This window comes from Achromobacter sp. SX5 (assembly GCF_056711425.1).
The window spans coordinates 4,904,248-4,916,733 of record NZ_CM160041.1 but is presented as its reverse complement, the minus strand read 5'-3'; the positions used below and the strand labels follow the sequence as shown (position 1 = coordinate 4,916,733).

The following is a 12,486-nucleotide window of genomic DNA, read 5'->3' as shown; positions in this document are numbered from 1 at the left end:
GGCTGACTCCGCTGCAAGAGAACCAGCCGATTATGCAGGAAAAATGCGACTGCCGCGTGCGTGCGCAAGGCCCGCCGCGGCAAGCAGCCGCGGCGGGCGCGCATCAGTAGGCCAGCTTGACGATGGCGTAGCCGCCGGCCAGCAGCCACACGTACAGGATCAGGCCCAGCGCCATCACGCGCGGGCCGGCCTTGCGGATCTGGGCGAAGCGGGTTTCGATGCCCAGCGCCGTCATGGCCATGGTCAGCGCGAACACGTCCAGGCGGCGGATGGCGGCCACGATGTCGGCGGGAATGATGTTCAGCGAATTGACGATGGCCAGCACCAGGAAGCCGACCGCGAACCAGGGGATTGGCAGCTTGGCGCCCTTGGCCTGGCCGCCGGCGTGCGAGGCCGCGCTGCGCAGGTACATGCCCAGCACCAGCAGGACCGGCACCAGCAGGGCGACGCGCGTCATCTTGACGATGGTGGCGACTTCGGTGGTGGCGGGGTCGACGTTGCTGGCCGCGCCGACGACCTGCGCCACTTCGTGGATGGTGCCGCCGATATAGATGCCCAGCGCCTGGGTGTCAAAGCTCAGCCAGCCCGCGTGGTAGAACACCGGGTACAGGAACATGGACAGCGTGCCGAACAGCACCACCGTGGCGACGGCCACCGCGCTCTTGTGCGGCGCGGCCCGCAGCGTGGGCTCGAAGGCCAGCACGGCGGCGGCGCCGCAGATGGCGCTGCCGGCGGCGGTCAGCATGGCGGTGTCGCGGTCCAGGCCCAGCAGGCGCTGGCCGGCCACGGTGCCGATCAGCAGGGTGCTCAGCACCACCGCCACCGAAACGGCCAGCCCCGGCAGGCCGACGGCCGCGATCTGCTGGATGCTGATGTTCAGGCCGTAGAAGGCCACGGCGATGCGCAGCAGGCGGCGGGCGGTGAAATTGACGCCCACGCCCCAGTCGGCCGGCATGGTGCCGCGCAGGAAGTTGCCATACAGCATGCCGCAGACGATGCCCACCACCAGGGGCGAAAAGCCCAGCTGGCGGATGGCGGGCAGGTCGGCCAGCTGCATGACCGCGGCCGACATCAGGCCGACGAACAGCACGCCGTTGAGCTTGTCGCGCCAGGGCGTGGCCGCGGCGGCCGCGGACACCGGCGGCGTGGCGGGCAGGGGGGCGGCGGCGGTGCTGGAGGAATTGCTCATGGTTGGACCTGGTACATATCTAAATAACTAGACGAAATATTAGGGGTTGGCCTGTTATTTGAAAAATTGTTATTTTGAATATTTAATATCGGATTAACTGATAATTAGCCCGCCATGACTCCGGACCAGCTGCTTACCTTCGCCTCGGTGGCCGATACCGGCAACATCAGCCGCGCCGCCCTGGTGCTGAACCTGTCCCAGCCCGCGGTGTCGGGCCAGCTGCGCATGTTGCAGGAATGGTTCGGCGAGCCCCTGTACCGCCGGAGCGGGCATGGCATCGTCCTGACCGAGGCCGGCGAGCGCCTGGCCGAACAGGCCCGGCAACTGCGCCAGGTGTACCGCCAGGCGCAGGCCGTGCGCGAATCCTGGCGCGGCCTGGAAACCGGCGCCCTGCGCCTGGGCGCCAGCACCACGCCGGCCAGTTATCTGTTGCCCAGCCTGGTGGCGGACTTCCGCCGCGCCTTTCCCTCGGTCAGCCTGCATCTGTCCGACGGCAACACCCGCGAAATCGTCGAGCGCCTGCCGGCCCTGGACCTGGCCTTCATCGAGGGCGACGTGCCGACGGGCCTGCCGGCGGACACGGCGGTGCACGCCTGGCGGCAGGACGAAGTGGTGGCCATCGTGCGGGCGGACCACGCGCTGGCGGGCAAGGGGGCGGTGACCCTGCGCGACCTGGCCGCTTCGGCGCTGGTCATGCGCGAACCCGGTTCGGGCGTGCGCCGGCTGGTGGAACGCGCGTTTTCGGACGCCGGGCTGGCGCCGTCGGTGGGCCTGGAACTGGCCGGGGTGGAAGGCGTGAAGCAGGCGGTGCGCGCGGGCCTGGGCGTGGGCTTCGTGTCGGTCATGTCGATGCGCCACGAGGACGGGGCGCTGGCGGCCCTGCGCCTGTTGCCGCGGCCGCTGACGCGGACCCTGAGCATCCTGGTGCCGCACGCGGACGCGGCGGCGCGGGCGGCCGAACGTTTCCTGGCGATGTGCCTGGCGGTCGGCGCGCCCGAAGCGGTATAGCAGGCCCTAGGCCTTGGCCAGGCGCTTGAGCGCCAGCTGGACCCAGTAGGTGCCGCCCAGCGGCAGCAGCTCGTCGTTGAAATCGTAGCTGCCGTTGTGCAGCATGCACGGGCCCAGGCCGTGGCCGCTGTCGCGGTGCTCGCCGGTGCCGTTGCCGATCCAGACATAGCAGCCCGGCAGCTCCTGCAGCATGAAGGCGAAGTCTTCCGCGCCCATGGTCGGCTGCACGTGGTCGTTGACGTTGTCCTCGCCGACGATGTCGCGCAGCACCTCGGCACAGAATTCGGCCTCGGCGGGGTGGTTGATGGTGGGCGGATAGTTGCGCTGGAATGTGAATTCCATTTCGCAGTCCATGGCCGCGCAGGTATGGCGCGCGATCTCTTCCATACGGCGTTCGATCAGGTCCAGCGTCTCCAGCGTGAACGTGCGCACGGTGCCGCGCAATTCGGCATGGTTGGGCACCACGTTGTCGGCGCTGCCGGCATGGATCTGGGTGATGCTGAGCACCGCGGCGTCCAGCGGATTGCGGTTGCGCGTGATGATGGTCTGCAGCGACTGGGCCAGCTGCACGGCCGCCATGACCGGGTCTATGCCCAGGTTGGGCATGCCGGCGTGCGAGCCCTTGCCCTTGACGACGATGGAGAACTCGTTGCTGGAAGCCATGATGGGGCCGGGGGTCAGGCCGAACTGGCCGGGCTTCATGCCGGGCCAGTTATGCATGCCGAACACGGCTTCCATGGGGAAGCGCGTGAACAGGCCGTCGTCGATCATGCGCTTGGCGCCGCCGCCGCCTTCCTCGGCCGGCTGGAAGATCACGTAGACGGTGCCGGCGTAGTCGCGGTGCTGCGACAGGTAGCGCGCCGCGGCCAGCAGCATGGCGGTGTGGCCGTCGTGGCCGCAGGCGTGCATCTTGCCCTCGTGCTTGCTGGCGTGCGCGAAGGTGTTGACCTCCTGCATGGGCAGCGCGTCCATGTCGGCGCGCAGGCCCACGGCGCGTTCGCCCGGCAGGTTGCCGCGGATGATGCCGACCACGCCCGTGCCGCCCAGCCCGCGATGGATTTCGATGCCCCATTCCTGCAGTTTCGCGGCGACCACGTCGGCCGTACGGAACTCCTCGAAAGCCAGTTCGGGATGGGCGTGGATGTCGCGCCGGATCGTGGAAATATCGCGGTGCCACGCGACGATGGGTTCGAGCAGTTTCATGGCATTGCACTCGGGCGGAATATGGGAACGCAACAAGGTTATCATCAATCAAAAATCGATTTAATGGAGACAACTACCATGACGCGTCCGTGGCTTGCCCATTACCCGCAAGGCGTTCCGGCGGAGATCTCGACCGAGGGATATTCCTCTCTGACCGACCTGCTGGACCGGGCCTGCAAACAGTATGCCTCCCGCATCGCGTGCACCGCGATGGGCAGCGACATTACGTACGCGCAACTGGACGCCCATGCCCGCGCATTCGCGGCCTGGCTGCAAAGCCTGGGCCTGCCCAGGGGCGCGCGCGTGGCGCTGATGATGCCCAACGTGCCCGCCTATCTGGTCAGCATGCTGGGCACGCTGCGCGCCGGCCTGGTCGTGGTCAACGTCAATCCCCTCTACACCGCCGAAGAACTGCAGCGCCAGCTGCTCGACAGCGGCGCCTCGGCCATCGTCATCCTGGAGAACTTCGCGCATACGCTGGAGCGCGTGACCGACCGCGGGCAGCTCAAGCACATCGTCGTGACCGGCCCCGGCGACCTGCTCGGCGGCCTGAAGGCGCCGCTGGTGAACCTGGTCGCCCGCCACATCAAGAAGCTGGTGCCCGCCTGGCGCATCGACGGCGCCCACGAACTGCCGCGGGTGCTAAGCGACGGCGCGAAGCTGTCTTTCAAGCCGCCGGTCCTGTCCATGGACGACGTAGCGGTGCTGCAGTACACCGGCGGCACCACCGGCGTGCCCAAGGGCGCCATGCTGTCGCACCGCAACCTGACGGCCAACGTGCTGCAGACCGAGGCCGTGGCCCAGCCCGTGGTGCACGACCTCGCCGGCCAGCAGCTCACCATCATCAGCGCGCTGCCGCTCTATCACGTGTTCGCGATGACGGTCTGCGGGCTGTATGGCCTGTACGCCGGCATGCGCAACGTGCTCATCATCAATCCGCGCGACCAGCCTTCGCTGATCAACGCGTGGCGCAAGACGCCCATCAACATTTTTCCGGGCGTCAATACGCTGTTCAACGCGCTGGCGCACAACGAGGATTTCGCCCGCCTGGACTTCTCCGCGCTGCGCCTGACGCTGGGCGGCGGCATGGCGGTGCAGCGCCAGGTGGCTGAGCGCTGGCTCAAGATCACGGGCCGGCCGCTGGTCGAAGGCTACGGCCTGTCCGAGACCTCGCCGGTGGCCACCGTCAATCCCACCAACGCGACCGAGTACTCCGGCTCCATCGGCCTGCCGCTGCCGTCGACCGACGTGGCCATCATGGACGACGAGGGCCGCGAGGTGCCGCTGGGCGAGCGTGGCGAAGTCTGCATCCGCGGTCCCCAAGTCATGCTGGGGTATTGGCAGAAGCCCGAGGAAACCCGCCAGTCCATGACGGCTGACGGCTATTTCCGCACCGGCGACATCGGCATCATGGACGAGCAGGGCTATACCCGCATCGTCGACCGCAAGAAGGACATGATCGCGGTGTCGGGCTTCAAGGTCTATCCGAACGAAGTCGAGGCCGCCGTGGCGCAGCATCCGGGCGTGCTGGAGTGCGCGGCCATAGGCGTGCCGGACGAGCATTCCGGCGAGGCCGTCAAGGTGTTCGTGGTGAAAAAGGACCCGTCTCTTACCGAGGCCCAGATCCAGGAATGGTGCCGCGAACGGCTCACCGGCTACAAGCGTCCGCGCTTCGTGGAATTCCGCGACGAACTGCCCAAGAGCAACGTGGGCAAGATCCTGCGCCGCGAACTGCGGCCCGATGCGCCGGCGTCGGACCCGGGCAAGGCCGCCTAGGCGGCGGCGCCGAGGTGCGGCGCGATCATCTCGTGCAGGGCGCGCTCGACGGCGCGGTTGCCGGCCACGACGCGCCCGCCGATGGGCCAGGGATCCTGCCGATGCATGTCCGAGCAGGCGCCGCCGGCCTCGCGCACGATGAGCGTGCCCGCGGCCACGTCCCAGGGCGCCAGCCCCATTTCCCAATAGCCGTCGTAGCGGCCGCAGGCGGTCCAGGCCAGGTCCAGGGCGGCCGCGCCCATGCGGCGCACGCCGCGCGAGCGGTTGATGGCGTCGTGCAGCATGGGCATGTACTGCGCGGCGAATGAAAAGTCGCGGAACGGGAAGCCGGTGGCCAGCACCGCGTCCTCGATGGTCTGGGTGCGCGAGCACTGGATGCGCCGGCCGTTGAGCCAGGCCCCCAGCCCGTAGACCGCGGTGAAGAGCTCTTCGCGCTGCGGGTCGTAGACCGCGCCGGCCACGGGGGTGTCCTGTTCCAGCGTTTCGGTGGCCGAGACCGCGGTGCCGGCGTGGGCCACCAGCGCGATCGACACGGCGTAGTGCGGAATGCCGTGCAGGAAATTGGTGGTGCCGTCCAGCGGGTCGATGTACCAGGTGGCGTCGCCCTGGGGCTTGCCCCCGGTTTCCTCGGCGACGATGCCGAACTGGGGCGTGCGGGCTTGCAGTTGCTCGATGATGGCGGCTTCGGCCTCGCGGTCCGCCTGGGATACCAGATCGTTGCGCGCCTTGCGGTCGATCACCAGGTCGCTGCGGTGATGCGCGTAGGATTGCAGGATGGCGGCGCCGGCATGCGAGGCTGTGACGGCCGCGTCGATCGCGGCGCACAGGTCGATGGGCGAGGCCAGCGAACGGGGCTGATCGTAAGTATCCATGAATCGAGTGTAAGCCCATGTATGAGTCAAATCGGTGGCAAGCGGCCGGAAACCGCGCCGCCGCGTGGCTTTCGCCCAACGTATGGACCGCGGTCCGCCGATAATTTGCGTTTATCCCGAATTTCCGGGCTTGGCCCGATACTGTTTGTTTCCGCCGCACCCAATGTCCGTTACCTATTCCCCCCTGATTCCCGCCGTGGCCGAGTTCGACGCCGAAGGCAGGCTGTTCAGCCCCGCCTATGGCGACGTCTACCATTCGCCCTCCGGCGCGCTCGGGCAGGCCGAACACGTGTTCCTGCGCGGCAACGGGCTGCCCGGGCGATGGCGCGGCCGCGGCGCCTTCACGGTCTGTGAAACCGGCTTCGGGCTGGGACTGAATTTCCTGGCGCTGTGGAGCGCCTGGCGCGAGGACCCCCAGCGTTCGGCCGCCCTGCACGTGCTCGCCATAGAAGGACACCCCTTTGCGCGCGCCGACCTGGCGGCCCTGCTGGAGCGCTACGCGCCCGAACCGCTGGCCGGCCTGGGGCGGCAGCTCGCCGATCGCTGGCCGGAGCTGCTGCCCGGACTGCACCGCCTGGAATTCGAAGGCGGGGCCGTCACGCTGACGCTGGGCTTCGGCGAGGCGCAGGCGCTGGCGCCCCGGTTGAGCGCGCGGGTGGATGCTTTCTTCCTGGACGGCTTCGCGCCCGAGCGCAATCCCCGCATGTGGGCGCCGCCGCTGCTGCGCGATCTGGCGGCGCTGGCCGCGCCGGACGCCACGGTGGCCACCTGGGCCTGTACCGGCGAGCTGCGCCGCGCCTTGCAGGAAGCGGGCTTCAACGTGCGCCGCGCCCCGGGCTACGGCGGCAAATGGCACATGACGGCGGGCGAGGCCGCGCGGGAAGGCGCGGTGGCCGCCGGGCTGCGTCCCGTGGCCCACCGCCACGCCGTGGTGGTGGGCGCCGGCCTGGCGGGCGCGGGCATCGCCCAGGCGCTGGGCCTGCGCGGCTGGCGCGTGACCGTGGTCGACGCCGGCCGCGCGCAGGGCGCGCCCGCGCATGCCGGGCACGTCGCCGCGGCGCTGACCCCGGTGCTGGCGCGCGACGACAATGCGCGGGCGCGCCTGTCGCGTGCCGGCAGCCAGCGGGCGCAGGCGCGCTGGCTGGGCCTGGCGGGGGACGCCGCCCCGCGGGTCTGCGGCACCGTCCAGCTCGAACGCGACGCCGGTCGGTCCGCGGCGATGGCCGGCACCCTGGAGGCGCTGGCGTTTCCGGCGCAATGGGTGCGCCAGGTCGACCGCGACGAGGCCAGCCAGCTGGCCGGCCTGCCGCTGGCGCGCGGCGGCGTGTTTTTCGCGCAGGGCATGCTGGTGCAGCCCGGGCGGCTGATAGAAGCCCTGCTGGCCACGCCCGGCGTCACGGTCCAACCCGGCGCGGCGGCGCGGGTCGAGCGGGCCGGGCAGGGCTGGCGCGTGCTGGACGCAGCCGGCGCCGAACTGGCGCAGGCCGATACCGTGATCCTGGCCAATGCGGCGGGGGCGCAGGGCGTGCTGGCGGCCAGCGGACTGCTGGAGCCGCTGCCACGGTTGGCGCAGATGCATGCGCTGGCCGGGGAGGTCACGCTGGTGCCGGCCGCGGCGCTGGCGGGCGGACCGCGCTGCATCGTCGGCGGCGAAGGCTATCTGCTGCCGGACACCGGCGCGGGCTGCGTGGCCGGCAGCACTTATGTGCATGGCGCCGCCGAGGCCCGGGTGAGCGCCGAGGGCCAGCGCGTCACGCTGGACAAGGCCGCGGGCCTGCTGGGCAGCGTGCCCGCGGCGTTCCAGGCCCTGGAGCCGGGCAGCCTGCCGGGCTGGGCGGGATGGCGGGCGGTGCTGCCCGGCCGCCTGCCGGCGGTGGGCGAACTGCCTCAGGCGCCCGGCCTGTGGCTGGCCGTGGGCTATGCCTCGCGGGGGCTGTCGTGGTCGGCGCTGATGGGCGACTTGATCGGCGCCCGGCTGCAGGGCGAACCCGCGCCGCTGGAGACCGACCTGGCCAGGCTGGTGGCGCCGCGCTGAAAAAGTCGGGACGCAGGGCGGGGCGCACGGGGACGGTGGCGTAGAATGCTGGAATTGCCAGGATTTGACGCCAATTGGGCCGGAATTGGTGCCACACCCGGCGCGTCGAGGGCCCGGCAGGCATTCCGCCCGTGGGCGATGACCGGGGGCTTTAGACCCCTTTTTTGGACGATATGGCCGTCCAAAAGAGGGACCGAGTTTATTTCAAAGCCCAAATCCGTCAAAATAGCGTCTTTTGATGGTTTTTGGCTTAAGCCGGGGGATGCTCTGTGCCGCCCAAGTTCGACTTTGCCCATACTACCCAGCTCGATACCGTCGAGCTGCTGACGTCCCGTCCCAGTCGCATAGATTTCGACGCGGGCGATGGGTTGCACCTGGTAGTCGAGGCGCATGCGCCTGGTGTGTTCCGCCTGCGCTGCGGCGAGGCGAATCACCTTACCGATGACAAGCCCACTGCGCGCGCCCGCGCCGTGGCGGAGATGCTGCTCGCGCGCCAGGAAGCGGTGGGTGAAGCCACCGTCGCCCCGCGCGACGACGGCGACGGCTGGCGCATCGCCCAGGGCGACGTGGTGCTGGAGCTGCTGTCCAACCCCGTGCGAGTGGCGCTCTACCGCAACGAAGAGCGCGTGCTGGAATCCGAGGTCTCCGCGCATACGCCCGCGTTCGGGCACAACGCGCTGGACCAGGCCGAAGACGCCGTCTGGACGGCCGGCTTCACGCTGCAGGCCGACGAGCGCGTGTACGGCCTGGGCGAAACCCCGGGCGACCTGAACCGCCGCGAAGAGTCCGTGGTGTCCGACGATCCGGAGCACCGCGCGCTGCCGCTGGCCTGGAGCCCGCGCGGCTGGGGCCTCTATGTGAATTCCATGCGCCGCGTCGAGCACTCGGTCGGCGTCGCGCCGGCCGATTCCGCCTACGTGCTGACGCTGGACGACGCCGTCCTCGACCTGTTCCTGTTCGTCGGCGAGCCGGGCGAAATCCTCAACCAGTACACCGCGCTGACCGGCCGCGCCGGCCAGCCCTCGCTGTGGGCGATGGGCGCGTGGCTGCAGCAGGCCTCGGGCGAAATGCCGACCGAGACCGTGGCGCTGGTGGCGCGCATGCGCGAGAACCAGATCCCGGTCGACGCCGTGACGCTGGCGCAGCCGGCGGCCTGGGGCTTCCAGGCGGACAAGACCGTATTCGAATGGGACGCCCAGCGCTTCCCGGACGCCAAGCAGATGCTGGCGCTCTTCCACAAGCACAACGTGCACGTCGCGGCCTCCGGTTTTCCCGGCGTGCTCAAGACCAGCCCCTTGTTCGAGGAACTGGAAGACCGCGGCTGGCTGCTGACCAGGGACGACGGCTCGGCCCAGGTGTTCGACGGCAACGCCGCCACCTCGGGGCAGCCCTACGGCCTGCTGGACCTGACCTACCGCGACATCTATAACCTGTGGGTGGAGCGCCATCGCCAGCTGGTCGAAGACGGCCTGGACGCGCCCGCGTGCGACGCCCAGATCGCCATTCCCGACGGCGTGAGCGCCCGCAACGGCGAAACCGGCCCGGCGCTGCGCAGCATGTACCCGCTCCTGGTGCGCCGCGCGCTGTTCGACGCGGTCGCCGGCCTCAAGGTCCCGCCCGAGGGCGTGGTGCCCAGCGCCGACCTGTTCCCGGCCGCGCAGCGCCTGCCGTGGCAGGTGGGGCCGCAGGTCGAGAACAGCTGGGAAGGCCTGCGCCATACCCTGCGCACCGCCTTGTCCATCGGCGCCAGCGGCGTGCCGGTGCAGGTGCACGGCATCGGCTCGGCCTCGCGCGACCGCGCCGGCATGACGCCCGAACTCTATTTGCGCTGGCTGACCGCCGGCGTGTTTTCGTCCAACTTCTCGTTCCAGGGCGTGGCAGGCCTGATGCCCTGGGACTTCGGCGAAGAGATCCTGGGGCACGCCAAGACCTGGCTGCAATGGCGCTACCGCCTGGTGCCCTACGTGCTGGGCGCCATCGAGGATTCGGCGCGCACCGGCCTGCCGGTGCAGCGCTCCATGGCCATGTCGTTCCCCAACGATCCCCATGCCCACGACTGGGACCTGCAATACCTGCTCGGCCCGGCGCTGCTGGTGGCCCCCGTGACCGAGCCCGGCAAGCAGGTCCGCGTATACCTGCCCAAGGGCGAGGCCTGGTGGGACCTGAACACCGGGCACCGCTACGAAGGCGGCACCACCTGGACCATGGATTGCGACTTCGGCCAGTTCCCGGTGTTCGGCCGCGAGGGGCACATGCTCTGTCTGGGACCGGCCGCGCAGCATACGGGCGAGTTCAACTCGGCCCGTATCCTCGACGAGGTCTGGATGTTCGGCATGCCGGTGCACAATCCGGTCGTCATGCGCAACAAGATCCGCGTGATGCAGATGCAGGGCTCCAGCTACATCAAGGGTCTGGAAGGCCTGCGCATTTCCCCGTCCGAGGGGCTGGAAGTCAAGCGCCGCGGCGCCGAGGTCCGCATCTCGCGCGCACGTTGATCGCGGGGCCCGCCTCCACGGAGGCGGTCCGGAAAGCAGATGGGCAGTCAGGAGGACATTCCTTCCCGGCTGCCCATTTCCGCCTTTATGAAGGACACTTGCCGCAGGGCCGGCAAGCGCGGATTCGGGCCTTTATATTACTTAAAGTTATAAAAAATGGAAAAAACGGTCGTTCTCTTTAGAAGAGAGAAGATACAAAATCGCTTGCCATGATTCACATCGAGAACCTATCCAAGACCTATGCCACGCCGCATGGACAATTCCAGGCGCTGCGGGGCATCAACCTGCACATCGCGCAGGGCGAGGTCTTCGGCATCATCGGCCCCAGCGGGGCCGGCAAAAGCACGCTGGTCCAGTGCATCAACCTGCTGGAGCGGCCCAACGAAGGTTCGATCGCCATCGGCGGCCAGCCCCTGACCGGCCTGTCCGAGGCGCAGCTGCGCGCCCAGCGCCGCCGCATCGGCATGGTGTTCCAGGGCTTCAACCTGCTGTCGCGCCGCACGGTGTACGGCAACGTGGCGCTGCCGCTGGAAATCGCCGGCGTGGACAAGGCCGAGATCCCGGCGCGCGTCGAGCGCCTGCTGGCGCTGGTCGGCCTGGAGCACCTGCGCGACCGCTATCCCAGCCAGATCAGCGGCGGCCAGAAGCAGCGCGTCGGCATCGCCCGCGCCCTGGCCAACAACCCCGACGTGCTGCTGAGCGACGAGGCCACCTCGGCGCTGGACCCGGAAACCACGCACAACATCCTGGCCCTGCTGCGCGACATCAACCGCAAGACCGGCGTGACCGTGGTCATGATCACGCACCAGATGGAAGTGGTGCGCGAAGTCTGCGACCGCGTGGCCGTGCTGTCGCAGGGCGAAGTGGTCGAGATGGGCAGCACGCGCGAAGTGTTCGCGCAGCCGCGCCATGAAGTGACCCGCGCCATGGTCTCGGCCGCCACCGCTTCCGAACTGACCGACGCCACGCTGGCGGCGGTCAGGCAGCGCATCGAGACGCTGGCCGCGGCCAAGCCGGACCAGGCCCTGCGCCTGCTGCGCCTGTCGCTGACCGGCAACGACGCATCCGGGTCGTTCCTGTCCGACCTGACCAAGCAGCATTCGCTCGACGTGGACCTGATCCAGGCCCGTGTCGAAGACATCCAGGGCGTGGCCGTGGGCACGATGTTCGTGCTGGCCCAGGGCGCGCCCGCCGCGGTCAAGGACGCCATCGCCGCCCTGACCGCCCGTGACATCTCCGTAGAAGAAATCGCCCATGAGCCCGCAACTGATCGACCTGCTTATTACGTCGCTGCTTGACACCCTCCTGATGGTGGGCGTGGCCAGCGCCATCGCGGTGGTGGTCGGCATTCCGCTGGGCGTGGTCCTGACCGTGACGGCCCGCGGCAACATGCTGGAAAACCAGTCCGTCAACCACGTGCTGGGCGCCATCATCAACGCCACGCGCTCGGTGCCCTTCGTCATCCTGATGGTCGCCATCATCCCGTTCACGCGCTTCGTGGCCCAGACCTCGATCGGCACCACCGCCGCCATCGTGCCCCTGTCGGTCGCCGCCATCCCGTTCATGGCCCGCATCGCCGAGAACGCCATGCGCGAAGTCGATCCGGGCCTGATCACCGCGGCGCGCGCCATGGGCGCCTCGCCCATGCAGATCATCCTCAAGGTGCTGCTGCCCGAATCCCTGCCCGGCCTGGTGGCCGCCACCGTGGTCACCATCGTCAGCCTGATCGGCTATTCCGCGATGGCCGGCGCCATCGGCGGCGGCGGCCTGGGCGACCTGGCCATCCGCTACGGCTACCAGCGTTTCCAGTCCGACGTGATGGCCGCGGTCGTCATCGTGCTGATCGTGCTGGTCCAGGTGGTGCAGAGCCTGGGCGACCGCTACGTGCGCCGCATCTCGCACCGCTGA

At 69.1% G+C, this 12,486-nt stretch carries 9 protein-coding genes; 6 read left to right on the top strand and 3 right to left on the bottom strand.

Annotated features, from left to right (window positions below; translation table 11 throughout):
• Positions 1–103: 103 nt before the first annotated feature.
• Entirely contained in the window at positions 104–1,189 is a 1,086-nt protein-coding gene (locus tag AC1M14_RS22965) for a YeiH family protein (protein ID WP_246842499.1), read from the bottom strand.
• A 114-nt stretch (positions 1,190–1,303) separates the two neighbouring features.
• On the opposite strand from AC1M14_RS22965, the gene AC1M14_RS22960 reads away from it, so the two are divergent.
• Positions 1,304–2,197 carry a LysR family transcriptional regulator gene (locus AC1M14_RS22960; protein ID WP_111826366.1) on the top strand — a complete coding sequence of 298 codons (894 nt, stop codon included), beginning with the start codon at positions 1,304–1,306 and terminating at the stop codon, positions 2,195–2,197.
• A gap of 6 nt (positions 2,198–2,203) precedes the next feature.
• Here the strand turns inward: AC1M14_RS22960 and AC1M14_RS22955 are convergent, their stop codons facing one another.
• The gene (locus AC1M14_RS22955) at positions 2,204–3,400 is read right to left on the bottom strand and encodes a M20 aminoacylase family protein (protein ID WP_102775420.1); all 1,197 of its coding nucleotides are present in this window, start codon (positions 3,398–3,400) and stop codon (positions 2,204–2,206) included.
• Positions 3,401–3,478: 78 nt separating this feature from the next.
• Here AC1M14_RS22955 and AC1M14_RS22950 point away from each other — a divergent pair, with 78 nt between their 5' ends.
• Positions 3,479–5,176: a long-chain-fatty-acid--CoA ligase gene (locus AC1M14_RS22950; protein WP_479730525.1), complete on the top strand. Its 1,698-nt coding sequence runs from the start codon at positions 3,479–3,481 to the stop codon at positions 5,174–5,176.
• Here AC1M14_RS22950 and AC1M14_RS22945 read toward each other — a convergent pair.
• Positions 5,173–6,048, bottom strand: a complete 876-nt coding sequence (locus AC1M14_RS22945; RefSeq protein WP_102775422.1) for an inositol monophosphatase family protein — start codon at positions 6,046–6,048, stop codon at positions 5,173–5,175. The genes AC1M14_RS22950 and AC1M14_RS22945 overlap by 4 nt on opposite strands.
• A gap of 163 nt (positions 6,049–6,211) precedes the next feature.
• On the opposite strand from AC1M14_RS22945, the gene mnmC reads away from it, so the two are divergent.
• The 4 genes from mnmC to AC1M14_RS22925 all read left to right on the top strand — a co-directional run bounded on the left by mnmC (position 6,212) and on the right by AC1M14_RS22925 (position 12,486).
• Positions 6,212–8,083 (top strand): bifunctional tRNA (5-methylaminomethyl-2-thiouridine)(34)-methyltransferase MnmC2/FAD-dependent 5-carboxymethylaminomethyl-2-thiouridine(34) oxidoreductase MnmC1, encoded by a 1,872-nt coding sequence (gene mnmC / locus AC1M14_RS22940; protein ID WP_479730524.1) that lies wholly within the window; start codon positions 6,212–6,214, stop codon positions 8,081–8,083.
• A gap of 269 nt (positions 8,084–8,352) precedes the next feature.
• Positions 8,353–10,578 (top strand): glycoside hydrolase family 31 protein, encoded by a 2,226-nt coding sequence (locus tag AC1M14_RS22935; protein WP_102775424.1) that lies wholly within the window; start codon positions 8,353–8,355, stop codon positions 10,576–10,578.
• Between the two features lie 209 nt (positions 10,579–10,787).
• Entirely contained in the window at positions 10,788–11,876 is a 1,089-nt protein-coding gene (locus tag AC1M14_RS22930) for a methionine ABC transporter ATP-binding protein (protein WP_102775425.1), read from the top strand.
• Positions 11,833–12,486 carry a methionine ABC transporter permease gene (locus tag AC1M14_RS22925; RefSeq protein WP_102775426.1) on the top strand — a complete coding sequence of 218 codons (654 nt, stop codon included), beginning with the start codon at positions 11,833–11,835 and terminating at the stop codon, positions 12,484–12,486. The genes AC1M14_RS22930 and AC1M14_RS22925 overlap by 44 nt, the downstream gene beginning before the upstream one ends.